The 26,205-nt window shown below is 59.8% G+C and carries 24 protein-coding genes; 14 read left to right on the top strand and 10 right to left on the bottom strand.

Annotated elements, in window-relative coordinates:
• Positions 1 to 19: 19 nt before the first annotated feature.
• Complete coding sequence (locus ORL50_RS02965; protein ID WP_266009739.1) at positions 20 to 619, bottom strand: short chain dehydrogenase; 600 nt, start codon at positions 617 to 619, stop codon at positions 20 to 22.
• 105 nt (positions 620 to 724) lie between these two features.
• On the opposite strand from ORL50_RS02965, the gene ORL50_RS02960 reads away from it, so the two are divergent.
• Positions 725 to 1,633, top strand: a complete 909-nt coding sequence (locus tag ORL50_RS02960) for a LysR family transcriptional regulator (RefSeq protein ID WP_266009738.1) — start codon at positions 725 to 727, stop codon at positions 1,631 to 1,633.
• 180 nt (positions 1,634 to 1,813) lie between these two features.
• Here the strand turns inward: ORL50_RS02960 and ORL50_RS02955 are convergent, their stop codons facing one another.
• The 5 genes from ORL50_RS02955 to ORL50_RS02935 all read right to left on the bottom strand — a co-directional run bounded on the left by ORL50_RS02955 (position 1,814) and on the right by ORL50_RS02935 (position 6,815).
• The gene (locus ORL50_RS02955) at positions 1,814 to 2,515 is read right to left on the bottom strand and encodes an ABC transporter ATP-binding protein (RefSeq protein WP_122837748.1); all 702 of its coding nucleotides are present in this window, start codon (positions 2,513 to 2,515) and stop codon (positions 1,814 to 1,816) included.
• Complete coding sequence (livG, locus tag ORL50_RS02950) at positions 2,515 to 3,282, bottom strand: high-affinity branched-chain amino acid ABC transporter ATP-binding protein LivG (RefSeq protein WP_266009737.1); 768 nt, start codon at positions 3,280 to 3,282, stop codon at positions 2,515 to 2,517. Before livG ends, ORL50_RS02955 begins: the two co-directional genes overlap by 1 nt.
• A complete protein-coding gene (locus ORL50_RS02945; protein WP_266009736.1) occupies positions 3,279 to 4,535 on the bottom strand; it encodes a high-affinity branched-chain amino acid ABC transporter permease LivM in 1,257 nt (418 codons plus the stop codon). Before ORL50_RS02945 ends, livG begins: the two co-directional genes overlap by 4 nt.
• On the bottom strand, positions 4,532 to 5,455 hold the full coding sequence (gene livH / locus ORL50_RS02940; RefSeq protein ID WP_266009735.1) for a high-affinity branched-chain amino acid ABC transporter permease LivH: 924 nt from the start codon (positions 5,453 to 5,455) through the stop codon (positions 4,532 to 4,534). The genes ORL50_RS02945 and livH overlap by 4 nt, the downstream gene beginning before the upstream one ends.
• Before the next feature lie 232 nt (positions 5,456 to 5,687).
• Positions 5,688 to 6,815, bottom strand: a complete 1,128-nt coding sequence (locus tag ORL50_RS02935) for a branched-chain amino acid ABC transporter substrate-binding protein (RefSeq protein ID WP_266009734.1) — start codon at positions 6,813 to 6,815, stop codon at positions 5,688 to 5,690.
• Between the two features lie 353 nt (positions 6,816 to 7,168).
• Between ORL50_RS02935 and ORL50_RS02930 the strand changes: the two genes are divergently transcribed.
• Both ORL50_RS02930 and ORL50_RS02925 read left to right on the top strand, forming a co-directional pair.
• A complete protein-coding gene (locus ORL50_RS02930; RefSeq protein ID WP_266009733.1) occupies positions 7,169 to 7,474 on the top strand; it encodes a DUF2288 domain-containing protein in 306 nt (101 codons plus the stop codon).
• A 234-nt stretch (positions 7,475 to 7,708) separates the two neighbouring features.
• A complete protein-coding gene (locus tag ORL50_RS02925) occupies positions 7,709 to 8,602 on the top strand; it encodes an NAD(P)-dependent oxidoreductase (protein WP_266009732.1) in 894 nt (297 codons plus the stop codon).
• On the opposite strand, the gene ORL50_RS02920 is transcribed toward ORL50_RS02925, so the two are convergent.
• Complete coding sequence (locus ORL50_RS02920; RefSeq protein WP_266009731.1) at positions 8,493 to 10,775, bottom strand: putative bifunctional diguanylate cyclase/phosphodiesterase; 2,283 nt, start codon at positions 10,773 to 10,775, stop codon at positions 8,493 to 8,495. The two genes, ORL50_RS02925 and ORL50_RS02920, sit on opposite strands and share 110 nt — an antisense overlap.
• A gap of 270 nt (positions 10,776 to 11,045) precedes the next feature.
• Between ORL50_RS02920 and ORL50_RS02915 the strand changes: the two genes are divergently transcribed.
• Positions 11,046 to 12,395 carry an MFS transporter gene (locus ORL50_RS02915; protein WP_266009730.1) on the top strand — a complete coding sequence of 450 codons (1,350 nt, stop codon included), beginning with the start codon at positions 11,046 to 11,048 and terminating at the stop codon, positions 12,393 to 12,395.
• Positions 12,396 to 12,563: 168 nt separating this feature from the next.
• On the opposite strand, the gene rapA is transcribed toward ORL50_RS02915, so the two are convergent.
• Entirely contained in the window at positions 12,564 to 15,410 is a 2,847-nt protein-coding gene (gene rapA, locus ORL50_RS02910) for an RNA polymerase-associated protein RapA (protein ID WP_266009729.1), read from the bottom strand.
• Positions 15,411 to 15,674: 264 nt separating this feature from the next.
• On the opposite strand from rapA, the gene ORL50_RS02905 reads away from it, so the two are divergent.
• From ORL50_RS02905 to ccoM, 3 genes are all read left to right on the top strand, one after another.
• On the top strand, positions 15,675 to 16,016 hold the full coding sequence (locus ORL50_RS02905; RefSeq protein WP_266009728.1) for an aspartate-semialdehyde dehydrogenase: 342 nt from the start codon (positions 15,675 to 15,677) through the stop codon (positions 16,014 to 16,016).
• A gap of 94 nt (positions 16,017 to 16,110) precedes the next feature.
• Complete coding sequence (locus ORL50_RS02900; protein ID WP_266009727.1) at positions 16,111 to 16,272, top strand: hypothetical protein; 162 nt, start codon at positions 16,111 to 16,113, stop codon at positions 16,270 to 16,272.
• A 143-nt stretch (positions 16,273 to 16,415) separates the two neighbouring features.
• On the top strand, positions 16,416 to 16,532 hold the full coding sequence (gene ccoM / locus ORL50_RS28945; RefSeq protein WP_007926603.1) for a cytochrome c oxidase subunit CcoM: 117 nt from the start codon (positions 16,416 to 16,418) through the stop codon (positions 16,530 to 16,532).
• 152 nt (positions 16,533 to 16,684) lie between these two features.
• Here the strand turns inward: ccoM and ORL50_RS02895 are convergent, their stop codons facing one another.
• Both ORL50_RS02895 and ORL50_RS02890 read right to left on the bottom strand, forming a co-directional pair.
• The gene (locus ORL50_RS02895; protein WP_266009726.1) at positions 16,685 to 18,160 is read right to left on the bottom strand and encodes an inorganic phosphate transporter; all 1,476 of its coding nucleotides are present in this window, start codon (positions 18,158 to 18,160) and stop codon (positions 16,685 to 16,687) included.
• 376 nt (positions 18,161 to 18,536) lie between these two features.
• Positions 18,537 to 18,737, bottom strand: a complete 201-nt coding sequence (locus ORL50_RS02890; protein WP_007903846.1) for a hypothetical protein — start codon at positions 18,735 to 18,737, stop codon at positions 18,537 to 18,539.
• A 647-nt stretch (positions 18,738 to 19,384) separates the two neighbouring features.
• On the opposite strand from ORL50_RS02890, the gene pcaR reads away from it, so the two are divergent.
• The 7 genes from pcaR (at position 19,385) to pcaG (ending at position 26,021) form a co-directional block, all read left to right on the top strand.
• Positions 19,385 to 20,227 (top strand): pca regulon transcriptional regulator PcaR, encoded by an 843-nt coding sequence (gene pcaR, locus ORL50_RS02885; protein WP_266009725.1) that lies wholly within the window; start codon positions 19,385 to 19,387, stop codon positions 20,225 to 20,227.
• A 141-nt stretch (positions 20,228 to 20,368) separates the two neighbouring features.
• Positions 20,369 to 21,715: a 4-hydroxybenzoate transporter PcaK gene (pcaK, locus tag ORL50_RS02880; RefSeq protein WP_266009724.1), complete on the top strand. Its 1,347-nt coding sequence runs from the start codon at positions 20,369 to 20,371 to the stop codon at positions 21,713 to 21,715.
• Between the two features lie 171 nt (positions 21,716 to 21,886).
• Complete coding sequence (locus tag ORL50_RS02875; RefSeq protein WP_266009723.1) at positions 21,887 to 22,744, top strand: CoA transferase subunit A; 858 nt, start codon at positions 21,887 to 21,889, stop codon at positions 22,742 to 22,744.
• The gene (locus ORL50_RS02870) at positions 22,744 to 23,523 is read left to right on the top strand and encodes a CoA-transferase subunit beta (protein ID WP_266009722.1); all 780 of its coding nucleotides are present in this window, start codon (positions 22,744 to 22,746) and stop codon (positions 23,521 to 23,523) included. Before ORL50_RS02875 ends, ORL50_RS02870 begins: the two co-directional genes overlap by 1 nt.
• A complete protein-coding gene (gene pcaF, locus ORL50_RS02865; protein ID WP_266010588.1) occupies positions 23,520 to 24,728 on the top strand; it encodes a 3-oxoadipyl-CoA thiolase in 1,209 nt (402 codons plus the stop codon). The genes ORL50_RS02870 and pcaF overlap by 4 nt, the downstream gene beginning before the upstream one ends.
• Positions 24,729 to 24,748: 20 nt before the next feature.
• Positions 24,749 to 25,453: a protocatechuate 3,4-dioxygenase subunit beta gene (gene pcaH, locus ORL50_RS02860; RefSeq protein ID WP_266009721.1), complete on the top strand. Its 705-nt coding sequence runs from the start codon at positions 24,749 to 24,751 to the stop codon at positions 25,451 to 25,453.
• Between the two features lies 1 nt (position 25,454).
• Positions 25,455 to 26,021, top strand: a complete 567-nt coding sequence (gene pcaG / locus ORL50_RS02855; RefSeq protein WP_266009720.1) for a protocatechuate 3,4-dioxygenase subunit alpha — start codon at positions 25,455 to 25,457, stop codon at positions 26,019 to 26,021.
• The last annotated feature ends 184 nt before the right edge of the window (positions 26,022 to 26,205 follow it).

The following is a 26,205-nucleotide window of genomic DNA, read 5'->3' as shown; positions in this document are numbered from 1 at the left end:
CCTACAGATTTCCTCAAGCTCAGCCCACGTGAAAAGTCTGCCCGGTCTGCAAGCCTTCTACGCTTTTCGCGTAGGCCAAAGCCACATCGGCTGCCGGCACCGGTTTGTAGCCCCGGAAATACGGTGCATAGCTGCCCATCGCTTCAAGCAGCACGGTCGGGCTGATGGAGTTCACGCGCAACCCGCGAGGCAATTCGATGGCCGCCGCACGCACGAAGCTGTCCAGCGCGCCGTTGACCAGGGCGGCCGAAGCGCCGCTGCGGATCGGATCATGGCTGAGTACGCCGGTGGTAAAGGTGAAAGAGGCGCCATCGTTGGCGAATTCACGGCCGATCAGCAGCAAGTTGACCTGGCCCATCAACTTGTCCTTCAGGCCCAGTGCAAAACTTTCCTCGGACATTTCGCCCAATGGAGCAAACGTTACGTTACCAGCGGCACAGACCAGGGCGTCGAACTTGCCGGTCTGTTCGAATAGCTGGCGAATCGACGCGCTGTCACTGATATCCACCTGCAAATCACCGCTGGTACGGCCGATGCGAATGACCTCGTGACGTTGCGACAACTCCTTGTCGACCGCTGAACCGATGGTGCCGCCTGCGCCTATCAACAGAATTTTCATGCCCTGATCCTCGGATGGTTTAAACGAGGTTCCAGTCTAGGGCTGGTGTTTTCTGTTGATAAGCGTGCTAATAGGCAACCTTTGGTTTTCAAATGGAAACAATCCATGAGTGAAATGGACGACCTTGCGGCGTTCGCGGTGCTGATCGAGGCGGGGAGTTTCACTCTGGCAGCGCAGCAGCTGGGGTGCAGTAAGGGGCAACTGTCCAAGCGCATCAGTCTGCTGGAGACTCGATTTTCTGTAGTTCTGCTGCAACGCACCACGCGCCGTCTGAGTTTGACCGCAGCGGGCGCTGCCCTATTGCCCCAGGCTCAGGCATTAGTTGTGCAAGTGGAGCGGGCGCGCCAGGCTCTGGCGCGGTTGAAGGACGACATGGCCGGGCCGGTGCGCATGACCGTGCCGGTGTCACTGGGCGAAACGTTCTTCGACGGGTTGTTGCTGGAATTCTCCCAGCAATACCCCGAGGTGCAAATCGAGCTGGACCTGAGTAACAATTTTCGCGATTTGTCCCGGGACGGTTTTGACCTGGCAGTCCGCTCCGAGGTCGGTAACGACGAGCGACTGGTGGCCCGCCCGCTGTTGGCCTGGCATGAGATGACCTGCGCCAGCCCGGCTTACCTCGAACAATATGGCGAGCCGTCAACGCCACAGGCACTCGCAGAGCACCGCTGTCTGCTCAACAGTCATTACAGCGGTCGCGAAGAATGGTTGTATCACCAACAGCACGAGTTACTGCGGGTGCGAGTGATGGGGCCGTTCGCCAGCAATCATTACAGCCTGCTGAAAAAAGCCGCGTTGGCGGGAGCGGGGATTGCGCGTTTGCCTTCATATCTGCTGCAAACGGAGTTGGCAGACGGGCGCTTGCGCTGGCTGTTGCGCGATTATCAGACCCGCAGGATGCCGATGTACCTGGTGCATCCGTATCAGGGTGGTTTGCCCAAGCGTACGCAGGTCCTGGCGGATTATCTGATGGGTTGGTTCAAGCGCAGTGGCGAGGCGCTGGATCGGTTGTAGCTGGAATTTTTTACACGATACGGTTCCCCTGTGGGAGCGGGCTTGCTCGCGAAAGCGGAGTGTCAGTCAGCAATGATTTGCCTGTCACACCTCATTCGCGAGCAAGCCCGCTCCCACAGGGATCTTCATGGTTGGTGAGATCGCCGTCAGAAAAAAACGGCCCGAAGGCCGTTTTTTTGTTTAACCGCCCAGGTACGCCTCGCGCACCTTCGGATCAGTCAGCAGCGCTTCACCTGTGCCTTGCATCACCACCCGGCCGTTCTCCAGAACGTACGCACGGTCAGCGATTTTCAGCGCCTGGTTGGCATTCTGCTCCACCAGGAACACCGTCACGCCATCCTTGCGCAGCTGTTCGATGATATCGAAGATCTGCTGGATGATGATCGGTGCCAGACCCAGTGACGGCTCGTCGAGCAGCAGCAGCTTGGGCTTGCTCATCAGCGCACGGCCGATGGCGAGCATTTGCTGTTCACCGCCGGACATGGTGCCGCCGCGTTGACTGAAACGCTCTTTCAGGCGCGGGAAAAGCCCGAGGACCTTGTCCATCTGTTCCTGATAATCGCCCTTGTCGGTGAAGAACCCGCCCATCGCGAGGTTCTCTTCCACGGTCAGGCGAGCGAACACCCGGCGGCCTTCCGGCACCACGGCAATGCTTTTGCGCATGATCTGCGCCGAAGTTTGCCCGACCAGTTCCTCGCCCATGTAGCGAATACTGCCACTATGAGCTTGAGGCGAGCCGCACAGGGTCATCAGCAACGTGGACTTGCCGGCACCGTTGGCACCGATCAGGGTGACGATCTCGCCCTGGCGGATTTCCACGTTGACGCCGTGCAGGGCCTGGATTTTGCCGTAGAAGGTGGAAACGTTTTCGAACTGCAGCATTACGCTTCCCCCAGGTAGGCTTTGATCACTTCAGGATTGTCGCGGATCTGTTCCGGTGTGCCGTCGGCCAGGGGCGTGCCCTGGTTGATGACGACGATGTGGTCGGAAATGCTCATCACCAGTTTCATGTCATGTTCGATCAACAGCACGGTAACGTTGTGCTCTTCACGCAACACGCTGATCAGCGCCTTGAGGTCCTCGGTTTCCTTGGGGTTCAGGCCGGCGGCCGGTTCGTCGAGCATGAGGATCCGCGGGCGGGTCATCATGCAACGGGCGATTTCCAGGCGACGTTGCTGACCGTAGGCCAGTGTGCCGGCGGTACGGTTGGCGAATTCCTTGAGGTTGACCTTGTCCAGCCAGTACTCGGCAAATTCCATGGCCTCGCGCTCGCTTTTGCGGAACGCCGGGGTCTTGAACAGGCCGGCCAGGAAGTTGGTGTTCAGGTGTCGGTGCTGGGCGATCAAGAGGTTCTCGACCGCCGTCATATCCTTGAACAACCGCACGTTCTGGAAAGTGCGTACCACGCCTTTACGGGCGATTTCATGCCCAGCCAGGCCTTCGATCGCCTGGCCATCGAGCAGGATGCTGCCACCGCTTGGCTTGTAAAAGCCGGTGAGGCAGTTGAACACCGTGGTCTTGCCGGCGCCGTTGGGGCCGATCAGGGCGACGACCTGTTTTTCCTTGACGGTCAGGGCCACGCCGTTGACCGCCAGCAGGCCGCCGAAGCGCATGCTCAGATTTTCGACTTTCAGGATCTCGCGGCTCATTTGCGCAGCTCCATGTGAGGACGTTGCATGGGCAGCAGACCCTGGGGACGCCAGATCATCATCAGCACCATCAAGGCGCCGAACATCAACATGCGGTATTCGCTGAACTCACGCATCATTTCCGGGAGCAGGATCATCACCACGGCGGCGAGGATCACACCCAGCTGCGAGCCCATGCCACCCAGAACGACGATGGCGAGGATGATCGCCGACTCGATGAAGGTGAACGACTCGGGCGTGACCAGGCCTTGGCGGGCGGCGAAGAAGCTGCCGGCAAAACCGGCGAAGCTGGCGCCCAGGGTGAAGGCCGACAGCTTGATCACGGTCGGATTGAGGCCCAGCGCACGGCAGGCGATTTCGTCTTCACGCAACGCTTCCCAGGCACGGCCGATCGGCATGCGCAGCAGGCGATTGATGACGAACAAGGCCCCCAGGGCCAGCAACAGCGCAACCAGGTAGAGGAATATCACCTTGTTGATCGAGTTGTACTGCAGCCCGAAGTACTCATGGAACGTCTGCATGCCCTCGGCCGCTTTGCGCTCGAAGGTCAGGCCGAAGAACGTAGGCTTCTCGATGTTGCTGATGCCGTTCGGGCCACCCGTGATGTCGGTGAGGTTACGCAGGAACAGTCGGATGATTTCACCGAAGCCCAGGGTCACGATCGCCAGGTAGTCACCACGCAAGCGCAGTACCGGGAAGCCGAGCAGGAAGCCGAAAGTGGCCGCCATCAGGCCGGCGACCGGCAGGCAGACCCAGAAACTCCAGCCCAGGTAGTGCGACAACAGCGCATAGCTGTAGGCACCGACGGCATAGAAACCGACGTAACCCAGGTCGAGCAGGCCAGCGAGACCGACCACGATGTTCAGGCCCAGGCCCAGCATCACGTAGATCAGGATCAGGGTCGCGATGTCCACCGCGCCGCGGGAGCCGAAGAACGGCCATACCAGGGCGCCAATGATCAACGCGATGATGATCCAGCGCTGGGTGGTCGGCAGGGTCAGGAAGTTGCTCGCCTTGGCCGGGATCAACGGCATGGACGGCGAAGACTTCCAGGCCTTGCTGATTGGCTCGTCGAACAGCACCCGCAGGAACATGAGCACCGAGCAGATCGCAATGATTGCCAGGGTCATGTTGCTGGTGCCATGAACTTCCAGGTTGATACCGACGATGGTCAGTTTCAGGCCGAGTACCGGATAGGCAACTGCCCAGACCAGGAGCGCACTGAAGAGCGCTTGCTTAAGATTCTTAGTCATACCTTCTCAACCTCCGGACGGCCCAGGATGCCGGTCGGCCGGAACAACAGCACCAGAACCAACAAGCCGAAAGCCACGACGTCCTTGTACTGGTCGCCGAAGATATCGGCACCAAAGGCTTCCGCCACCCCGAGCACCAACCCGCCGAGCATGGCGCCGGGGATGCTGCCGATGCCGCCGAGTACTGCAGCGGTAAAGGCCTTGAGGCCAACGAGGAAGCCGGCGTTCGGGTTGATCACGCCGTATTGCATGCTCAACAACACTGCTGCAATGGCTGCCAGCGCTGCACCGATGACGAAGGTCAGGGCAATGATGTTGTTGGTGTTGATGCCAAGCAGGTTGGCCATCTTGATGTCTTCGGCACAGGCGCGGCAGGCGCGGCCCAGGCGAGAACGGGAGATGAACATCGTCAGGCCGAGCATGGCGACCAGGGTCACCACGAACACCACGATCTGCATGTACGAAATCAGCACTTCATGTGCACCACCTGGCCCGAAGGAGAGATTCCCGGGGATCAGGTTGGGGATGGATTTGTCCTTGGAGTCTTGCGCCAGCAGAACGGTGTTCTGCAGGAAGATCGACATGCCGATGGCCGAGATCAGCGGAATCAGACGGTTGCTGCCACGCAAGGGGCGGTAGGCAATCCGTTCGATGCTGTAGCCGTAGGCACTGCAGACGACGATGCTCGCGATGAAACCCGCGGTCATCAGGAGCGGGACACTGTCGAGTCCCATCATGGCCAGGCCCGCGATGGCGATGAACGCCACGTAGGAACCAATCATGTACACCTCGCCGTGGGCGAAGTTGATCATTCCAATGATGCCGTAAACCATCGTATAGCCGATGGCGATCAGGGCATACGTGCTGCCAACGGTCAGGCCGTTAACCAGCTGTTGGAAAAAGTGATAGATGTCAGGCATTACAGCGCTCCTAAAAACCTGATACGCATTTCACTGGTGGAGTCATTTTCCCGCCCGAGCCCCGCGGATCTGCATCCACTTCGAATTCGGGGTTTGCCAGCGAACCGCTGATGACGGTTTTGAGATTTTCAGGTGGGGAGACTTGCGGATCACGCAAGCGCGGCCCAATACATTCGTAAAACAAAGCCCACGGCACGCCGTGGGCTTTGTGGGCAGTCAGTCAGGCAAGGCCTTACTGAGGCGAAGCTTCAGTTTTAGGTTTGCCGAAGTGCCACTCGTAAACCACGAACTTGAAGTCTTTCAGGTCGCCCTTGGCGTCGAAGCTCAGGTCGCCAGTCGGGGTTTTGAAAGTGCCGGCGTGGATGGCTTCAGCCACTTTTGCCGGGTCTTCGCTCTTGGCTGCAGTGATGCCGCCGACGATGACTTCAACAGCCGAGTAGGAAGGGAACACGAACGGACCGCTCGGATCTTCTTTCTTGGCTTTGAACGCGTCAGCCAGGGCAACGTTGGCCGGGTCCTGGTCGAAGGATTTCGGCAGGGTTACCAGCAGGCCTTCGGAAGCGTCCTTGGCGATCTGCGAAATGGAGTCGTTACCCACGCCTTCCGGACCCATGAACTTGGCTTTCAGGCCTTTTTCCGAGGCTTGACGCAGGATCAGGCCCAGCTCCGGGTGGTAGCCGCCGTAGTAGACGAAGTCGACGTTGGCTTGCTTGAGCTTGGCGATCATCGAGGAGAAGTCTTTGTCGCCGGCGTTGATGCCTTCGAACACGGCAACCTTGGTGCCTTTCTTCTCAAGGGTTTGTTTCACGGCAGTGGCGATGCCTTCACCGTATTGCTGTTTGTCGTGCAGGACCGCGACGATTTTCGGCTTCACGTGATCGGCAATGTAGTTGCCGGCTGCAGGGCCCTGGGCACTGTCGAGACCGATGGTACGGAACACCATCTTGTAACCACGGGAAGTGATGTCCGGGCTGGTGGCGGCAGGAGTGATCATGATCACGCCTTCGTCTTCGTAAATGTCCGAAGCCGGCTGGGTGGAGCTGGAGCACAGGTGACCGACCACGAACTTGACGCCGTCGTTGACGACCTTGTTCGCGACCGCTACCGCTTGTTTTGGATCACAGGCGTCATCGTATTCAACGGCTTCGAGTTTCTTGCCGTCTACGCCGCCCTTGGCGTTGATTTGCTCGATGGCCATCTTGGCGCCACTGAACTGCATGTCGCCGTACTGGGCTACAGGGCCGGTTTTAGGGCCGGCAATGCCGATCTTGATGGTGTCAGCTGCGAACGAATGGCTGGCAACCCCGGCCAGAACCATAGCGGCAAACAGTTTGGAAATCTGCTTAGTAGCCTTAGTCATAGTGCTCCACTCTTACTGTTGTAGTTTTTATAGTCCTGGCGCCGTAGCAGCAGAACCGGGTCAGATATTTTTCGATATCCTCCGGAAATGCCCCCGGCAACTGTACCGGTACAGTGTAGAGCGCCGATTGTCAGCCTGGGAAGGCAGCGCCGGGGGGCAAAACCAGGGGGTGTCGCTTTATTGAAAGAAAAATACAGAATCACGGCGGGATGTTAGCTGGCTATTAGCTTGATTCACCTGCATTCCCTGGCTTTCCTGCGGTTTTCAATCGGGTGTCGCAAATTACATCCGGGTTTTGCTGGCGGACCATCGACGTTTATCATTCGCGTCGATTTCTTTTCCGGACAGAACCCATGAATCAAGAACCTAGCACCCTCTATGCCAAGCTGCTTGGTGAGACCGCATCTATTACCTGGAAGGAGCTTGAGCCGTTCTTTGCCAAGGGTGCCCTGTTATGGGTCGACCCGGCGCTGGATTTGATCGCAGCAGCCGAAGCGGTGGCGTCTGACGAAGGTGAGAAAGTGGCTGCCTGGCTGGCCGATGACAAGCTCGCCAAGCTCTCTGAATCGCGGGCGCTGGATCTTTTCGAGCGTGATCCGCAGCTGTGGGCGGTGGTGGTTTCGCCGTGGATTCTGATCCAGGAAAGGGCGGCGGAATAACCGTCTGCACCGATTTGGTGCCAAGGCTGATTAACGTAAAGTGTGTAGGCCCGTAGCGTGATGGCAGGTTGCCGTGGAGAAAGGCCACATCGAGGTTCTGGCCAGGGTGAAGTGCACGTAACGGGAACAGTTGGTTGACCCTTGGTTGGTCGGTTTAATTGTTTCCAGATGTTGATGTTTACTGGGCTCGCGGAGAGCTTGTTTATCCCGTGTTTAATTGGAGCAAACCAGACCATGGCAACGTTACCTTCCCTGGGATTCGCCGGAATTGGCCTCATGGGCCTGCCGATGTGCCAGCGACTGCTGGCTGCTGGTTTTCCATTGACCGTGTGGAATCGCAATCCGGGCAAGTGCGCGCCACTGGTCGAGGCCGGGGCGCGCCAAGTATCGAGCCCCGCGCAGCTGTGCGCGCACGCGGATGTGGTCATGCTTTGCCTGGCCGATACTGCCGTGGTGCGCGAGGTGGTATTTGGTGCCGCTGGCATCGCCGAGGGCGCGCAATCTGGCCAACTGTTGGTGGATTTTTCCAGCCTGGAGCCTGCGGCCACCCGGGAAATGGCTGGAGTACTGAACGAAACACGTGGCATGCATTGGCTGGATGCGCCGGTGTCTGGTGGTGTCGTGGGGGCTGAGGCGGGCTCCCTGGCGATCATGGTCGGCGGCGCGGAGGCAGACCTTGAGCGAGTCAGACCGGCGTTGCTGAGCATCGGCCAGCGCGTCACCCATATGGGCGGTGTTGGCGCAGGGCAGGTGACCAAGGCCTGCAATCAGATGATTGTCGCCTGCAATGCATTGGTCATTGCCGAAGTCGTGGCCCTGGCCGAGCGGTCTGGCGTCAATGCCAGCCTGATTGCCGAGGCGCTGGCGGGAGGCTTTGCCGATTCGAAGCCGTTGCAGATCCTCGCGCCGCAAATGGCCGACAGTTGCTTCGAGCCAGTGAAGTGGCACGTTCGCACACTGCTCAAGGATCTCGACACTGCGGTGAAATTATCCCGCGAGCAGGGTGCGGCAACGCCCCTTAGCGCACTGGCCGCGCAATTGATGCGGTTGCACGGGAGTAAGGGCTTCCTGGAAAAGGATCCTTCGACACTGGTGCAGATGTACCGCGAGCCTGACCCGACGCAATGACCGGGCTCGAATAGTTGCGCTGGTTGATTTCGTTGAGCACGGGGCGCAATTCAGCCAGCGGAACTGGCCGGCTGAGCAAGTAGCCCTGGACGAAATCACAGTCGTAGCGCTGCAGGAAGTCGTACTGCTCCAGCGTTTCGACGCCCTCGGTGACGACCTGCAAATGCAGGGTATGCGCCATGACGATGATCGCCTGGACGATTTCCATGTCCTGGGCCGACTGGGGAATATCCTGGATGAACGAGCGATCGATCTTCAAGGTGTTCAGCGGCAGGCGCTTGAGGTAGGCCAGCGATGAATACCCGGTGCCGAAGTCGTCGATCGACAGCGATACGCCCAGCGCGCGAATCTGGCGCAGCAATACCAGAGTATTGGCGATATTGCCCATCAGCGCATTTTCGGTGACTTCCAGTTCCAGCCGATGGGGTGCCACCCCGGCCATCCGCAACGCTTGTTCGATCTCATCGGCGAGCTCTTCGCGTCCCAGGTTCAGCGGCGAACAGTTCACCGCAATCCTCAGCGCTTCGCAGCCCTGGCGGGACAGTTCACTCAAATCCTCGCAGGCCTTGCGCAGCACCCAATGATCGAGCTCGGCAATCAGGCCATTGGCTTCGGCGATGGCAATGAACCGATCCGGCGCGAGCAGCCCATGCACCGGATGCTGCCAGCGCACCAGGGCTTCAAGCTTGCTCACCAGGCCGGTCTTGAGGTCGAAGATCGGCTGGTAGTACAGCATCAGGCCGCTGTTCTCGCGCAGGGCATGGCGCAGTTCTTCCTCCAGTTGCAGTTCCAGGGTCGCCCGGGTTTTCAGGCTGGCGCTAAAGAAGTTCAGGCCGTTGCGGCCATTGCCCTTGGACTGGTAGAGCGCCAGGTCGGCGTTTTTCAACAGTTCTTCGCAGGTTCTGCCGTCTTCGGGAAACACGCTGATACCAATACTGGTGGTCATCACCATGCGCCGGCCTGACAGCTCGATGGGCTCCTTCATCTTCGTCATGATGCGTTGGGCCATATGTCTCGCTTCTTCCCGGTCGTGCAAGCCGATGAGGATGCAGAACTCGTCACCGCCAAAACGTGCAACCACATCTTCATGGCTGCGTACCGAACCCTTGATGTGACTGGCCAGGACCTTGAGCAATTCGTCACCGGCGTCATGGCCGAGGCTGTCGTTGATGCGTTTGAAGTGATCGATGTCCAGGAACATCACGGCGAGCATGCCGCCGTCACTGGTCTTTTCGATGAGTTTCTCGGCGAACAACTGATTGAAGCCGCGACGGTTGACCAGATTGGTCAGCGGGTCGTAGTGGGCAACCTGTTGCAACGACATGCGTGCCTGGTCGAGTTGGCTGAGCAGGGCGTTGACCCGTTGCAGGTCGTGATCCTTGTGTTGCAGCTTCTTGTCAGCCAATGCCGCGCTGATGCTGCTGCCGATGATCAACAGGGTCATGACGCCCAGGGTCAGGCCCAGTTGCAGGTGATCGTTGGCGCTTGGTGGTGTCAGGACACTGCCGGCTGGCAGCACCAGGTTGAAGGCGGCCATACCGGTGAAGTGCATGCTGAAGAGGCCCGCGCCAAGCACCAGGCTGGCGGTGTACTTCTTCAGCTGATGGACCACCCCGGTGCTGCTGCGTAAATGCCGGGCGATCAACAGGGCTGTCAGCCCGGCCAGCATGGCGATCACGATAGACAGGGTGAACAGCGTCGTGTCGAAGTACGCGGCGGCCTTGGAATGCATGGCGCCCATGCCGACGTAATGCATGGCTGCAATGCCCAGGCCGATGCAAACCGAGGCCTTCACGTAGCGCCACAGCGTCTGCTGCGGCTGGCTGAGCGTAAGCATTACCAGCCACGAGGCAAGCAGGGCGATCAACAGCGAGACGAGGGTGATCGGCAGGGCGTAATGAATCTCGACAGGCGCTTCGAAAGCCAGCATCCCAATGAAATGCATGACCCAGATACCGCCCGCCAGGCACGCGGTGCCAACCAGGCGCCAGATGCGTCGCGATTGTGCTTTTTGCGCATGATCCACACGTTCGGCCATGTCCAGCATGGCGAAGCTGCCGACGCAGGCGACCAGATAAGCCAGCAGTACGAGAAACGGATTGTGGGTGCAACTGAGGATTACCTGTCCGCTATCTGGTAGGCCGGTAATGAAAGGCAATCCAAGCCATTCCATAGCATTTCCCGTTTTCGTCATCCTGGCTGCCGCCATGAATACTGGCGCATTGGCTTGGAGTATAGAGCGCAGGGACGAACCGCAAGCCGTGGTGGCAGTTTGGCGTCAACCGATTTGGAATGAGCTTTAGAGCATTTGGCGATAATCAGAATATGGCTTTTCATGGCGCCCTATCAGCTTAACGAATAATTACAGACAGCTGGTGCACGCGTGACTAGATTGCATGTTCCGGGGGCAGTGACGCCCCATAACAATAAAAGAGACGGAAACATGCAGAACTCGACCCAAGCGGCGAATGCCTGGCGCATTCTGTTCCTGTTGTTCCTGGCCAATCTGTTCAACTTTTTCGACCGTACCATTCCGGCGATCATCATCGAGCCCATCCGCATGGAGTGGAGCCTGAGTGATTTTCAGCTGGGGATCATCGGTACCGCGTTCACCATCGTCTATGCGATTGCCGGCCTGCCCCTTGGGAGGATGGCCGATACCGGATCGCGGGCGAAGTTGATGGGCTGGGGGCTGGCTGCCTGGAGCGGGCTGACGGCGGTCAATGGCCTGGTCGGCAGTTTCTGGACTTTCCTGCTCGTGCGCATGGGCATCGGCATCGGCGAAGCCAGTTATGCGCCCGCCGCCAACTCATTGATCGGCGATCTGTTCCCGGCCCACCGACGCGCCCGCGCCATGGGTATCTTCATGCTGGGCCTGCCCCTGGGCCTGTTGCTGGCGTTCTTCACCATCGGCTGGATGGTCAAGACTTTCGACAGCTGGCGTGCACCGTTTTTCATTGCTGCAGTGCCGGGCCTGATCCTGGCGGTGTTCATGTTTTTCATCAAGGAACCCAAGCGCGGTGCAGCAGAAAGCGTGCAGGTATCCCAGGAACGCGTCGATCGGCCGATCCGCCGGGTGTTGGCGGTGCCGACCTTCCTGTGGCTGGTGATGGCCGGGTTGTGCTTCAACTTCGCGACTTACGCCTGCAACTCCTTTCTTGTGCCGATGCTGCAACGTTACTTCCTGATGCCATTGCATGAGGCCGCGGTGGCGACCGGGGTGATCGTAGGTGTGACAGGTTTGTTCGGCCTGACGTTGGGCGGACTGGTCGCTGACAAGATCCACCAGCGAGTCGCCAATGGCCGGTTGCTGTTTGCCGCCTTCAGCCTGATTGTCTCGACTGTGTGCACGGCCTGGGCCCTGCACGCCGGGCGGATCGAGATCGGACTGTTCGTCGGGGTGTTCAGCCTGGGCTGGTTGTTCGCCTACAACTTCTACACCTGCGTCTACACCGCTATCCAGGATGTGGTTGAGCCACGCCTGCGGGCCACGGCCATGGCGCTGTTTTTTGCCGGGTTGTATCTGCTGGGTGGGGGGTTGGGGCCGGTGGTAGTGGGTGCGCTGTCCGATCACTTCGCCCATACCGCGATGCTGGCGGCGGGTGCCGAGCAGATGACCGAAGCGTTCAAGGCGGTGGGCCTGCATGACGCGATGTACCTGATACCGGTGGCGCTGTTCTTTACCATGGTGTTTCTGTTCATGGCTTCACGGTGTTTTGTACGGGATGCGCAGCGGATGAAGGATGGTTTGGTGGCTGTCAGTCAGCCAGGGATTGAGGTGGCGACCGCATGATTGCCATCGCGAGCAGGCTCACTCCTACAGAGGATTTGTGAGCACCGCAGACCCCCTGTAGGAGTGAGCCTGCTCGCGATGAAGCCATCAGCAGCACCCAATAACCCAAGAAAAAAAAGGCCCGCATCTCTGCGGGCCTTTTCGTTTTACCGGTAGAACAGGGCAGGCTTAACCCGCCACCAACACCCGAATCGCTTCCAGTCGCAACGCAGCCTTGTCGAGCATGGCCAGGCCTTGCTCGCGTTGTTTACGCAAAGCAACCAGTTCGCTGTCGCGCACGGTCGGGTTGACCGCTTGCAAGGCGGTCAGGCGTGCCAGTTCTTCGTCGGTGTCGGCGGCCAGGCGGCGCTGGGCCTCGGCGACGCGCTCGGCATGACGCGGGAAGATCTTCTCTTCACCGGCGTTGATCCGAGGCGTCAGCTGATCACGCTGGGCCTGGATGAACTTGTTGGCGCTGGCCCGAGGCACGCTTTCGAGCTGGTCATTGAGCGTCTCGAACGCTACCCGGGCCGACAGGTCGTTGCCGTTGGCATCGAGCAGGCAGCGCAGGGCGGCTGGCGGCAGATAACGCCCCAACTGCAGTGAGCGCGGGGCGACCACTTCGCTGACGTAGAGCAGTTCCAGCAACACGGTGCCAGGTTTCAGCGCCTTGTTCTTGATCAGCGCCACGGCGGTGTTACCCATCGAGCCGGACAACACCAGGTCCATGCCACCCTGAACCATCGGGTGTTCCCAGGTGATGAACTGCATGTCTTCGCGAGACAGCGCCTGATTGCGGTCGTAAGTGATGGTTACGCCTTCGTCGTCACCCAGCGGGAAGCTGGCGTCGAGCATTTTCTCGCTCGGCTTGAGGATCAGCGCGTTTTCCGAATGGTCTTCACTGTCGATGCCGAAGGCGTCGAACAGGGTTTCCATGTAGATCGGCAGGGCAAACTGATCGTCTTGCTCAAGAATGTCCTCGACCAGTGCATCGCCTTCGCCAGCACCACCGGAATTGAGTTCCAGCAGGCGGTCACGGCCGGTGTGCAGCTCGGCTTCCAGACGCTCACGCTCGGCGCGTGCTTCATCGATCAGCGCTTGCCATTCGCCGTCGTCGGCATTTTCCAGCAGCGGCAGCAGGCGCGAGCCGAACTGATGCTGCAATGCGTTGCCGGTCGGGCAGGTATTGAGGAAGGCGTTGAGTGCTTCGTGGTACCACTGGAACAACCGCTCCTGCGGACTGGTTTCCAGGTACGGCACGTGCAGCTCGATAATGTGCTTCTGGCCGATCCGGTCCAGACGACCGATACGTTGTTCCAGCAGATCCGGGTGCGACGGCAGGTCGAACAGCACCAGGTGATGCGAGAACTGGAAGTTGCGACCTTCGCTGCCGATTTCCGAGCAGATCAGCACTTGTGCGCCAAATTCTTCGTCGGCGAAGTAGGCGGCGGCGCGGTCGCGCTCAAGGATGTTCATGCCTTCGTGGAACACTGTCGCGGGGATGCCGGAACGCACGCGCAGGGCGTCTTCCAGGTCCATCGCGGTTTCGGCATGGGCGCAGATCACCAGGACCTTGGTGCGCTTGAGCATTTTCAGCTGATCGATCAGCCACTCGACACGGGGGTCGAATTTCCACCAGCGTTCTTCTTCGTTGGCATCCGGCTGAGCCTGGAAGCTCACTTCCGGATACAGCTCGGCGTGATCGCCCAGCGGCAACTCGAGATACTCATCCGGGCACGGCAGGGGATACGGGTGCAGTTTACGTTCCGGGAAACCTTGCACGGCAGCGCGGGTGTTACGGAACAGCACGCGTCCGGTGCCATGGCGATCCAGCAACTCGCGAACCAGGCGCGCACTGGCTTCGGTATCGCCATCGTTGACCGCAGCCAACAAGGCTTCGCCTTCATTGCCGAGGAAGCCGTGGATGGTCTTGTGCGCTTCAGGCGACAGGCGGCCCTGGTCCAGCAACTCCTGAACGGCTTCGGCCACCGGGCGGTAGTTCTCGCTCTCTGCGCGGAAGGCGTGCAGGTCGTGGAAACGGTTTGGATCGAGCAGGCGCAGGCGCGCAAAGTGGCTGTCCTGGCCGAGCTGCTCCGGGGTGGCGGTCAGCAACAGGACGCCGGGAATGACTTCGGCCAGCTGTTCCACCAGGGAATACTCAGGGCTGGCCTTTTCCTCATGCCACACCAGGTGATGCGCTTCATCGACCACCAATAGGTCCCAGCCTGCAGCAAACAACGCGTCCTGGGCCTTTTCGTCGGCCACCAGCCATTCAAGGGCAACCAGTGCCAGCTGGGTGTCTTCGAACGGGTTGGTCGCATCGCTTTCGATGAAGCGTTCTTCGTCGAACAGCGCGACCTGAAGGTTGAAACGCCGGCGCATCTCCACCAGCCACTGGTGCTGCAGGTTTTCCGGAACCAGGATCAGCACTCGGCTGGCGCGACCCGAGAGCAACTGGCGATGGATCACCAGGCCGGCTTCGATGGTTTTACCCAAACCTACTTCGTCGGCCAGCAAAACCCGAGGCGCAATGCGGTCGGCGACTTCGCGGGCGATGTGCAACTGGTGGGCGATCGGTTGGGCGCGAACGCCGCCCAGGCCCCACAACGAGGACTGCAGCTGGCGGCTGGTGTGCTCCAGCGTGTGGTAGCGCAGGGAGAACCAGGCCAACGGGTCGATCTGCCCGGCGAACAGGCGGTCGCTGGCCAGGCGGAACTGAATGAAGTTCGACAGCTGGGTTTCCGGCAGGGTGACGGTTTCGTTCTGCGCGTTAAGGCCGTGGTAAACCAGCAGGCCGTCGACGTCGTCGACTTCCTGTACGGTCAGTTTCCAGCCTTCGAAATGAGTGATCGAGTCACCCGGCGAAAACCTCACGCGGGTGAGGGGCGCATTCCGTAGCGCGTACTGGCGGGTATCGCCAGTGGCCGGATAGAGCACGGTCAACAAGCGGCCGTCCTGTGCCAGAACGGTGCCCAAACCCAGCTCGGCTTCGCTGTCACTAATCCAGCGTTGCCCCGGTTGATACTGCTGCGCCATGCTGCCTGACTCCCACCTTGAAAAAGCGGGCTATCTTAACGGAATGAGGGCTCCAGGCCAAAGGATAACGCGTGCAGGAGCTGCCACAGGCTGCGATCTTTTGCTCCTGGTGGAACGACTCGGTCAGACGTTGTCCGATAAATGACAGTCCAATTCCCAACCGAGCCGCCATCGCGCAAGTTGCCAACCGGGTCACAGTTTGCGTGCAATGGCTCAAGTCGCGATCCGTGCAGCCGACAGCCTGCTGACAGGAGAACAAAAATCATGCTGCCACCGATGCTCCCCTTGAGTGCCGTGCCGATCACTTCCCAGCAGGATCCGGTCCGCCAGCGTCCGGATATCGCCCCCGTCACGCCGGTGCAGGAAACGTCCAGTGACAGCACGATTGACCTGCAGCAGCGCGATCCCGAGGAAGCGGCGTTCCAGCTGCGTGAGGAGCAGCGCCGCCAGCACCAGCGGGACAAGCGTCGGCGTGAAGCCGATGGTGAACCTGCTCAGCATCTGCCGGTTCCCGGCTATGAGCTGAACGCGGACAACACCGTGCCAGTGGCGCCTTTGATCGAAGACGAGCCGCGCCAGGGGTTGTGGGTCGATATAGAGATCTGAAGCCCGCGACTGGTCAGCGCCAGCGTTAGGCTCCATCATTGGCGCAACCATGCGCGCAAGCGCAGCACCCTTAAACGATGCGATGTATAAAGACATGAGCCAGGACGACAAGCTGATCGATCTCACCACGGAACGCGCCAAGCGGGTGCATGACCTCAATGAGAAGCGCCTGAACGAAGTGCGCAACGCATTCGAACAGGCCATGCCGTTGGGCAAACCGAAGAAAAAGCCGAAGAACAAACCGAAAAAGCGTTAATCCCCCTGCATCGATTGATGCAGGTCAGTTTTTCTCCCTCCTTTACGCCCAGTCTCGGGCGGCATTGATCCTGGTCAATTTTCTCTCCCGCCCGATTGGTTAACTTAGCCCTATCGCAACAGGGCAAGTGCAGGAGGCCAGTCATGTTTTTCGACAACGTGGTGATCGCCGGAGTGCTGACAGTCGGCCTCATGGTTCTGTTTTTCGCAGGGTTTGGATTTTTTATCTGGAAAGACGCGCACAAGCGGAAAAAACCGTAGTTCTTTCTGGAAGCAATGAGCACGCAAGGCATTTTGGGCAACTTCGGTTGCCCTTTTTTTTTGCCTGCGAAATTTTTGGTTGTTCACATTCCCGCATTAAATAAAAAAGGCGCGAACCTCACGGAACGCGCCTTTTTTTGTGCTGCCGGGTATCAGCTACCCAGCGCCTTCGACGCCAGCCAGAACAGGCCGGCCGACAAGGCTACCGTTGCCGGCAGGGTCAACACCCAGGCCAGCAGGATGGTTCTCACCGTGCCGCCTTGCAGGCCACTTTTGTTCGCGACCATGGTACCGGCCACGCCAGAGGACAGTACGTGGGTGGTGGAAACCGGCAGGCTGAAGATGTTCGCCATGCCGATCAGGCTCGCCGTGGTGATCTGTGCCGACATGCCTTGGGAGTAGGTCATGCCTTGCTTGCCGATTTTCTCGCCAATCGTCAGCACTACGCGTTTCCAGCCCACCATGGTACCCAGGCCCAGTGCCAGGGCGACCGCCAGGATCACCCAGAACGGCGCGTATTCAGTGGTAGTCGTCAGGTCCTTGCGCAGCTTGTCCAGGTCGGCTTTTTCACGGGCATCGAGGCCAGGCAGCTTGCTGACTTTCTTCGCCGTGTCATCCAGGCAGAGCAGGTAGCGACGCACTTCGATGCGGCTGTCCGACGGCAGCGAGTGATAGTCGGAAACGCCTTTCAGCGTGCCGAGCAGGGCGGTAATGGTCGGTTCGGTCTGTTGCGGGTTGCAACGGAATTTCTCCGGCAGATCGCCTTCCACACTTTTACCCAGTGCGAGGAACTCACCCAGGGTGTCGGCGTTACGCTTGTAGAACTGGCTCAAGTGCAGGGTCGCATCGCGAGTCCGTTCGATCTGGTAAGTGGTGCTGCCCAGGTCGAGTACGAATTGTGCCGGGACGATACCGATCAGTACCAGCATGATCAGGCCGATACCTTTCTGGCCGTCGTTGGAGCCGTGCACGAAGCTCACGGCCATGGCCGAAATAACCAGGACCAGGCGATTCCAGAACGGCGGATGCTTCTTGTCGTCGATCTTGCGGCGCTGTTCCGGCGTCTTGTGCATCTTCGACAGCGGGCGCCACCATTTAAGGCCGATCAGGATCAGCGCGGCGATCAGGAAGCCGGCCATCGGCGAGAACACCAGGGAGGCGGCGATATCGATCGCTTTCTGCCAGTTCACGCCATCAGCCAGTGGGATGTCGTTGATCAGGGCGTTGGCCAGGCCGACTCCGAGGATCGAGCCGATCAGCGTGTGGGAGCTCGACGCCGGGATACCGAAGTACCAGGTGCCCAGGTTCCAGGTGATGGCCGCGGCAAGCAGCGAGAACACCATGGCCAGCCCGTGACCGGTGTTCACGTTAATCAGCAGCTCTACCGGTAGCAGGTGGACGATGGCATATGCCACGCCGACACCGCCCAGCAGCACGCCGAGAAAGTTGAACACACCGGAAAAGAACACCGCCAGATGGGGCGGCATGGCTTTGGTGTAGATAACGGTGGCCACCGCGTTAGCGGTGTCATGAAAGCCGTTGATGAACTCGAAGGCGAGGACAAAGGCCAGGGCGAGCAAGAGGCTCACAAGCACCCAAGCATCCAGTCCGCTGAATAAATCGATCATGAAGGTTTTCTGACCCGGTCGTAAGGGGGCGCGATTATGCCAGAAAAGGATGGAAATCGATGCACTAGCTGCTCATCGGTAACATTCTTCAACGAATTAGTTTGCGGGCAGCGCCAGATCAACGGTACCTCGACTGATTCCGCAGGTCGTTGAATCTAAAGGCAAAGCCTGCACGCACGGGGGGTTCTCCGACAAACTGGAGAGGCGTTAACGCCCGTGGGAAATTTCTGAAAAGAGGGTCAGAAATGAACCTGGCACCTTATCCACAGGACAAGGCAGCCGCTGCCCGCTCGTAGCGGGCGCGAAGGCATCATCGATTCAACCCGCTTTTAGCAGGCTGGCATCCAGACCCTTGGAATGATCAAAGCCCTGCAATTCACGGCTCTTCGGCTTTGAGTTCCTTTTCCATCTTCTGCAGTTCCTGGCTGAACGCCTGATCCTGAACGGTGGCGCGTTTACGCCAGGGTTTACGTTCCGGTTCGGGCTGTGCGGCGTAGGTGGTGACTTCCCCGCCGTAAACTTCCTTGTAACGTTGTTCCTGGCGCTCAAGTTCCGCGCGCAGTTCGTCTTTCGTCACAGTGCTACCTGTATGAGTTGGAATTGATTCTGGTGAAACGCACTGCACAGCGGTATCGACTGCGGTCGGCGACAACCCGGGAAGGTTTCGTTCGCGAGACACATTCAATACAGGTTACAGGCGGCCACGGCACCAGAGATAAACAGCTGACGTAGCATCAGTCTCCAGTTTTCAGCGAGCGCGTTGGCGAAGCATCAAGTGATCAGCGGCAGGCGCTTGCTGCTGGCAGCGACAATGGAACATTGCGCTCCCGAATGGTGGACTCGGCAGGTGAATAGCCGAGTCGCCATTGAATTGTATTATAGCGGTCGTTTCGTAGAACACTATCTCCAAACCGTTAAAACAAGATATTAAGCAGCGCTTGTTTAAGGGCGCATAAGTTTTACCCTGAACTAGGCCATTTAGGGTATGTATTTTGTGACGCTGTCTTTCTGACGCGATTATGGCAGGCAAGTTCGCGGCCAATCGCCAACCCTTAGTTGCACGCAAGTCCCGGTTTACAAAAATCTGGCGGTCGCACGGTTAGGCAGGGGTTTGCGATAATCGGTTGATGGTTCGATAATCGCACGGTGTTGGCCGGCGTCTCTTGTGCGCCGTACCGGAGCCGCTTGTAATGGCTACCGATTCGTGTGGGAAAAGGACCTGATATGAATGACCAATTGCGCAACTCTTTCGCGTCGGTGGCGCCGCCGATAGTCGCCTCACCCGCGAAGCGGATCCAGGCGCTGACCGGTGACCCGGATTTCATGACCTCGCTGGCCCGCGGCCTGGCGGTGGTCCAGGCCTTCCAGGAGCGCAAGCGCCACCTGACCATCGCCCAAATCAGCCATCGCACGGAAATCCCTCGCGCCGCAGTACGCCGTTGCCTGCACACGCTGATCAAGCTCGGCTATGCCACTACGGACGGTCGCACCTATTCATTGCTGCCCAAGGTCCTGACGCTCGGCCATGCCTACCTGTCATCGACCCCGCTGGCGGTCTCAGCCCAGCCGTACCTGGACCGGATGAGCGAACAGCTGCACGAGGCCTGCAACATGGCCACGCTGGAAGGTGACGACATACTCTATATCGCTCGCTCGGCTACCACCCAGCGCCTAATCTCCGTCGACCTTTCGGTAGGCGGGCGGCTTCCGGCGTATTGCACTTCGATGGGGCGGATCCTCTTGGCCGCGCTGGACGACACCTCGTTGCGCGAGTATCTCGACCATGCGGATCTGCAGGCCAAGACCAGTCGCACCTTGCACACCCCCGAAGCACTGCTGGAGTGCCTGCAAGAGGTGCGGCAACAGGGCTGGTGCATAGTTGACCAGGAGCTCGAACAGGGCCTGCGTTCGATTGCCGTCCCGGTGTATGACGCTTCCGGGCAAGTGGTGGCAGCGTTGAATGTCAGCACCCATGCCGGCCGAGTCAGCCGTAACGAGCTCGAACAACGGTTCCTGCCGGGGTTGCTCAGCGCCAGTCGCGACCTCAGCAGCCAGCTTTTCGCCTAGCGCCACGCTGCGAAGTGTTCGATAAACGCACAGAGTCGCGTTTATCGAATTGACGCTGTTTCCCCAGGATCATTAATGTCGCCGCAGCGCCAGCACAAGGCTGGCACGTGTTCGACTGCGTTCTTGTGTGGAATAAAAATAATGAACCAGCCTCAGTCTGCTGTAGGTAACTGCCTCGACGTGCAGTCCTTCATCAATGCCCAACCCATTTCGCGCTATCAGTGGCGAGTGGTGATTCTGTGTTTCCTGATTGTGTTTCTCGATGGCCTCGACACTGCGGCCATGGGCTTCATTGCACCTGCACTGTCCCAGGATTGGGGGATCGATCGGGCCAGCCTGGGGCCGGTCATGAGTGCCGCATTGATCGGCATGGTGTTCGGCGCTCTCGGCTCCGGTCCGCTGGCTGACCGCTTCGGGCGCAAAGTCGTGCTGGTCGGTGCGGTGGTACTGTTTGGCGCATTCAGTCTCGCCTCTGCCTACAGCACCAACGTCGACCAATTACTGGTGTTGCGTTTCCTTACCGGCCTGGGCCTGGGGGCGGGGATGCCCAACGCCACCACTCTGCTGTCGGAATACACCCCGGAGCGCAAGAAATCCCTGCTGGTGACCAGCATGTTCTGCGGCTTCAACCTCGGCATGGCTGGCGGCGGGTTCATCTCGGCCAAGCTGATTCCCATGTTCGGCTGGCACAGTCTGCTGCTGATTGGCGGGATCCTGCCGCTGATCCTCGCCGTGGTCCTATTCTTCTGGCTGCCGGAATCGGCGCGTTATCTGGTGGTGCGCAATCGCGGCACCGATAAAGTGCGCCAGACCCTCGCGCCTATCGACCCGGTGATCGTCGCCCAGGCTGCCAGCTTCAGCGTGCCGGAGCAGAAAACCGTGAAGGCCCGCAACGTGTTCGCAGTAATCTTCTCCGGCACCTACAGCACCGGCACGTTGCTGCTGTGGCTCACCTATTTCATGGGGCTGGTGATTGTCTACCTGCTGACCAGCTGGTTGCCGACCCTGATGCGCGACAGCGGCGCCAGCATGGAGCAGGCAGCCTTTATCGGGGCGCTGTTCCAGTTTGGTGGGGTATTGAGTGCCGTGGGTGTGGGCTGGGCGATGGATCGCTTCAACCCGCACAAGGTCATCGGCACTTTCTACCTGTTGGCCGGGGTGTTTGCCTACGCGGTGGGGCAGAGCCTGGGCAACATCACGCTATTGGCGACGTTGGTACTGGTGGCCGGGATGTGTGTCAACGGCGCGCAGTCGGCGATGCCGTCACTGGCGGCACGGTTTTATCCCACTCAGGGACGGGCGACAGGCGTCTCGTGGATGCTGGGGATTGGGCGTTTCGGGGCCATTCTCGGCGCGTGGATGGGCGCGACGTTGCTGGGCCTGGGCTGGAACTTTGAACAGGTGCTGACAGCACTGGTGATCCCGGCGGCGCTGGCGACGGCGGCGGTGCTAATCAAAGGCATGGTCAGTCATGCGGATGCGACCTGATTCGCGGTCGGGAAGAACGATAGCCAAACAACAATCTGTTCGATAAACGAACACTCAGTCGATTATCGGATTGTTTGGCCAGTGGCTGCGGCTTACTCTTCAGTCACTCCGGCGCTGCGCATCGCGCCCTTTTATCCACTGTCAGTTCATAACAAAACGGGAGCCTGCCCCATGGCTGAAATCCTTTCGCTGCACGAAGCGGTGAAGCAATTCGTAAATGACGGCGATACCGTCGCGCTCGAAGGCTTCACCCACCTGATCCCTACGGCGGCGGGTCACGAAATCATTCGTCAGGGCAAGAAAGACCTGACGCTGGTACGGATGACGCCTGACCTGATCTACGACCAGCTGATCGGAGCCGGGTGCGCGCGCAAGCTGATTTTCTCCTGGGGCGGCAACCCTGGGGTGGGCTCTCTGCATCGTCTGCGTGATGCCGTCGAGAAACAGTGGCCGCATCCACTGGAAATCGAAGAGCACAGTCATGCCGACCTGGCTAATGCCTACGTTGCCGGCGCCTCCGGACTACCGTTCGCGGTACTGCGCGCCTACGCTGGTTCCGACCTGCCCAAGGTCAATCCGCTGATCAAGACTGTGACTTGCCCGTTCACTGGCGAAGTCCTGGCGGCAGTGCCTTCGGTTCGCCCTGACATCACCGTGATCCATGCGCAGAAAGCCGATCGCAAGGGTAACGTTTTGCTCTGGGGCATCCTTGGCGTACAGAAAGAGGCGGCGCTGGCGGCCAAGCGTTGCATCGTCACCGTCGAAGAAATAGTCGACGACCTGAACGCGCCGATGAATTCCTGCGTATTGCCGACCTGGGCGCTCAGCGCGGTCTGCCACGTACCTGGCGGTGCTCATCCGTCCTACGCCCACGGGTACAACGAGCGGGACAACCGCTTTTACCAGGCCTGGGATCCGATCGCCCGCGATCGTGACACCTTTACCGCGTGGATCAACGAATACATCCACGGTAGCGCTGACTTCAGCGAGTTCCAGGCCAAGCTGGCCGCTGCTTCGGAGGCCAAGTAATGACTTACACCACCAATGAAATGATGACCGTCGCTGCCGCTCGCCGCCTGAAAAACGGTTCGGTGTGTTTCGTCGGCATCGGCCTGCCGTCGAAAGCCGCCAACCTGGCGCGCCTGACTTCCTCACCTGACGTGGTGCTGATCTACGAATCGGGTCCGATCGGCGCCAAGCCGAGCGTCCTGCCACTGTCGATCGGTGACGGTGAGCTGGCGGAAACCGCTGACACTGTAGTCCCGACCGGTGAGATCTTCCGCTACTGGCTGCAGGGCGGGCGCATCGACGTCGGGTTCCTCGGCGCTGCGCAAGTTGACCGCTTCGGCAACATCAACACCACAGTGGTCGGTGACTACCACTCGCCAAAGGTCCGCCTGCCGGGTGCCGGCGGCGCTCCGGAAATCGCCGGCTCGGCCAAGAGCGTGCTGATTATCCTCAAGCAGTCGTCGCGTTCTTTCGTCGACAAGCTGGATTTCATTACCTCCGTGGGCCACGGCGAGGGCGGTGATTCGCGTAAGCGCCTGGGCTTGCCGGGCGCAGGTCCCGTAGGAATTATTACCGACCTGTGCATCATGGAGCCGGAAGCCGGCACCCATGAGTTCGTGGTCACTGCATTGCACCCAGGCGTGACCCGCGAGCAAGTGGTTGCTGCCACTGGCTGGGCAATTCGCTTCGCTGACACGGTTGAGCACACCGCCGAGCCGACCGAAGTGGAACTCAAGGCCCTGAGAGATCTGGAAGCCCGTACCGCCGCCGCCCACGGCCAAGCACCCGGAGAAGCCTGATGCGTGAAGTTTATATTTGTGACGCGATTCGCACCCCCATCGGCCGGTTTGGCGGTGGCCTGGCGGCGGTCCGTGCCGATGATTTGGCCGCCGTGCCGATCAAGGCCTTGATGGAGCGTAATCCATCGGTCGACTGGAACGCGGTGGACGAGGTGTTCCTCGGCTGCGCCAACCAGGCTGGCGAAGACAATCGCAACGTCGCGCGCATGGCCTTGCTGTTGGCGGGGCTGCCGGAATCCATTCCAGGCGTCACGCTCAACCGTCTCTGCGCTTCGGGCATGGACGCCATCGGCACCGCGTTCCGGGCGATCGCCAGCGGCGAGATGGAACTGGCGATTGCCGGTGGGGTGGAGTCGATGTCCCGCGCGCCATTCGTGATGGGCAAGGCCGATGCTGCGTTCTCGCGCAACATGAAGCTGGAAGACACCACCATCGGCTGGCGTTTCATCAACCCGTTGATGAAAGCGCAGTACGGTGTGGATGCGATGCCGCAGACCGCCGACAACGTCGCCGACGACTATGAAGTCTCCCGCGAGGACCAGGATGCATTCGCCCTGCGTAGCCAGCAGCGCACTGCTGCGGCCCAGGCTGCGGGTTATTTCGCCGAAGAAATCGTCGAAGTGCGCATCGCTCACAAGAAGGGCGAAACCGTGGTCAGCCAGGACGAGCATCCACGCGCTGACACCACGCTGGAAACCCTGGCCAGATTAAAACCAGTCAACGGTGCAGACAAAACGGTCACCGCCGGCAACGCTTCTGGCGTAAACGACGGCGCTGCGGCACTGATCCTGGCCTCGGCCGAGGCGGTGAAAAAGCACGGTCTGACCGCGCGCGCGAAGGTGCTGGGGATGTCGAGTGCCGGTGTTGCCCCGCGGGTCATGGGCATCGGCCCGGTACCGGCCGTGCGCAAGTTGACCGAACGCCTGGGGCTGGCGGTCAGCGACTTCGACGTGATCGAACTCAATGAAGCGTTTGCCAGCCAGGGCCTGGCGGTATTGCGCGAGCTGGGGCTGGCGGACGACGCCCCTCAGGTCAACCCGAATGGCGGCGCCATCGCCCTCGGTCATCCGTTGGGCATGAGCGGCGCGCGCCTGGTGCTGACGGCCCTGCATCAGCTGGAAAAAACCGGCGGCAGCAAAGGCCTGGCGACCATGTGTGTCGGCGTTGGCCAAGGCCTGGCCCTGGCGATTGAACGCGTCAGCTAACAAGAACAGAGGAAAACATAATGACTGACAAGCCTGGTTACCGCCGCCCGCAAGCGGGCACTCAGCCGGACTACCTGCACCCTGCCTATCAATCCACCAACCTGCGCGCGCCGTCGCAGCCGCTGGTGTTTTTACCGCATTCGCTGTCGGAAATCACTGGCCCGACCATCGGTGCCGAGCGTCTCCAGGAGCAGGACAATGACCTGACCGCCCAGCACTCGGGCGAACCCCAGGGCGAGCGGATCATCGTTCATGGCCGCGTGCTGGATGAAGACGGTCTGCCGGTGCCGGGTATCCTGGTAGAAATCTGGCAGGCCAATGCCGCCGGGCGCTACAACCATCCGCGCGACCTGCATGACGCGCCGCTGGACCCGAACTTCACCGGCACCGGTCGCACCGTGACCGATGCCGATGGCTGGTACCAGTTCCAGACCATCAAGCCGGGTGCTTATCCGTGGGGCAACCACCACAATGCCTGGCGGCCTGCGCATATCCATTTTTCGCTGTTCGGGCCGAGCATCCTGACGCGCCTGGTCACCCAGATGTACTTCCCGGGCGACCCGCTTTTGGCGTACGACCCGATCTACAACTGCGTGCCGGATACCAGCGCCAAAGAGCGTTTGATCGCCAGTTTCGATCTGGAGAAAACCATCCCTTCCTATGCCCTCGGTTACCGCTGGGACATCGTTCTGCGCGGCCGTGAAGCCACGCCGATGGAGAAATAAGATGACGCTCAACGCGACCACGTCCCACACCGTCGGACCCTATTACCACATCGGCCTGACCTGGCTGAACCGCGAAGACCTGACCGTCGAACAGACCCTGGGCCAGCGCGTCGCGATCAGCGGCCAGGTGGTGGACGGCAACGGCGACTTCGTCAACGACGCCATGCTGGAAATCTGGCAAGCCAATGCCGCCGGCAAGTATGACCACCCGGAAGATGACCAGGCCAAGGCCCTGGACCCGAACTTCGAAGGTTTTGGCCGGGTGCCGGTGGATGCACAAGGGCGCTTTCGCTTTACCACGATCAAGCCGGGTACCGTGCAGGGGCTGAAAGGCACGACCCAGGCGCCGCACCTGGTTGTGCTGGTCTTCGCGCGGGGGCTGGTGAAGCATCTGCTGACCCGGATTTACTTCGATGGCGAGCCGGCGAATGTCGATGATCCGCTGCTGGAGTGCGTACCGGCCGAGCGTCGCAGCACTTTGCTGGCGAAGCAGGATGCGGCGGGGGTTTACCAGTGGAATGTGATTTTGCAGGGCTCTGAGGCGGAGACGGTGTTCTTCGATTATTGAAAACACCACAGCCTTCCCTGCAAAAAATATCACCTGGGCGGGGCAGGCAACACATGTGGGAGTGAGCCTGCTCGCGATAGCTGTATACCTGTCGGCAGATGTATCTACTGACACACAGTCATCGCGAGCAGGCTCACTCCTACAGGGTGAATCTAGCTTCTGTGTCAGACCTTGTGGATTCGCC

Source organism: Pseudomonas sp. RIT-562, from assembly GCF_026241895.1.
GTDB classification, from domain to species: domain Bacteria; phylum Pseudomonadota; class Gammaproteobacteria; order Pseudomonadales; family Pseudomonadaceae; genus Aquipseudomonas; species Aquipseudomonas mandelii_F.
The sequence above is the reverse complement of the archived record's forward strand: the minus strand, read 5'-3'. Positions and strand labels throughout refer to the sequence as shown.

Bases quoted from the DNA above. Each gene is read 5' to 3' on its own strand.
- ORL50_RS02955 (WP_122837748.1), bottom strand. From the start codon at position 2,515: ATGCTGCAGTTCGAAAACGTTTCCACCTTCTACGGCAAAATCCAGGCC.
- ORL50_RS02965 (WP_266009739.1), bottom strand. From the start codon at position 619: ATGAAAATTCTGTTGATAGGCGCAGGCGGCACCATCGGTTCAGCGGTC.
- pcaK (WP_266009724.1), top strand. From the start codon at position 20,369: ATGAACCAGCCTCAGTCTGCTGTAGGTAACTGCCTCGACGTGCAGTCC.
- ORL50_RS02905 (WP_266009728.1), top strand. From the start codon at position 15,675: ATGCTGCCACCGATGCTCCCCTTGAGTGCCGTGCCGATCACTTCCCAG.
- ccoM (WP_007926603.1), top strand. From the start codon at position 16,416: ATGTTTTTCGACAACGTGGTGATCGCCGGAGTGCTGACAGTCGGCCTC.
- ORL50_RS02930 (WP_266009733.1), top strand. From the start codon at position 7,169: ATGAATCAAGAACCTAGCACCCTCTATGCCAAGCTGCTTGGTGAGACC.
- ORL50_RS02915 (WP_266009730.1), top strand. From the start codon at position 11,046: ATGCAGAACTCGACCCAAGCGGCGAATGCCTGGCGCATTCTGTTCCTG.
- livG (WP_266009737.1), bottom strand. From the start codon at position 3,282: ATGAGCCGCGAGATCCTGAAAGTCGAAAATCTGAGCATGCGCTTCGGC.
- rapA (WP_266009729.1), bottom strand. From the start codon at position 15,410: ATGGCGCAGCAGTATCAACCGGGGCAACGCTGGATTAGTGACAGCGAA.
- pcaR (WP_266009725.1), top strand. From the start codon at position 19,385: ATGAATGACCAATTGCGCAACTCTTTCGCGTCGGTGGCGCCGCCGATA.
- ORL50_RS02945 (WP_266009736.1), bottom strand. From the start codon at position 4,535: ATGACTAAGAATCTTAAGCAAGCGCTCTTCAGTGCGCTCCTGGTCTGG.
- pcaH (WP_266009721.1), top strand. From the start codon at position 24,749: ATGACTGACAAGCCTGGTTACCGCCGCCCGCAAGCGGGCACTCAGCCG.
- ORL50_RS02960 (WP_266009738.1), top strand. From the start codon at position 725: ATGAGTGAAATGGACGACCTTGCGGCGTTCGCGGTGCTGATCGAGGCG.
- ORL50_RS02870 (WP_266009722.1), top strand. From the start codon at position 22,744: ATGACTTACACCACCAATGAAATGATGACCGTCGCTGCCGCTCGCCGC.
- ORL50_RS02925 (WP_266009732.1), top strand. From the start codon at position 7,709: ATGGCAACGTTACCTTCCCTGGGATTCGCCGGAATTGGCCTCATGGGC.
- ORL50_RS02935 (WP_266009734.1), bottom strand. From the start codon at position 6,815: ATGACTAAGGCTACTAAGCAGATTTCCAAACTGTTTGCCGCTATGGTT.
- pcaG (WP_266009720.1), top strand. From the start codon at position 25,455: ATGACGCTCAACGCGACCACGTCCCACACCGTCGGACCCTATTACCAC.
- ORL50_RS02900 (WP_266009727.1), top strand. From the start codon at position 16,111: ATGAGCCAGGACGACAAGCTGATCGATCTCACCACGGAACGCGCCAAG.
- ORL50_RS02875 (WP_266009723.1), top strand. From the start codon at position 21,887: ATGGCTGAAATCCTTTCGCTGCACGAAGCGGTGAAGCAATTCGTAAAT.
- livH (WP_266009735.1), bottom strand. From the start codon at position 5,455: ATGCCTGACATCTATCACTTTTTCCAACAGCTGGTTAACGGCCTGACC.
- ORL50_RS02920 (WP_266009731.1), bottom strand. From the start codon at position 10,775: ATGGAATGGCTTGGATTGCCTTTCATTACCGGCCTACCAGATAGCGGA.
- ORL50_RS02895 (WP_266009726.1), bottom strand. From the start codon at position 18,160: ATGATCGATTTATTCAGCGGACTGGATGCTTGGGTGCTTGTGAGCCTC.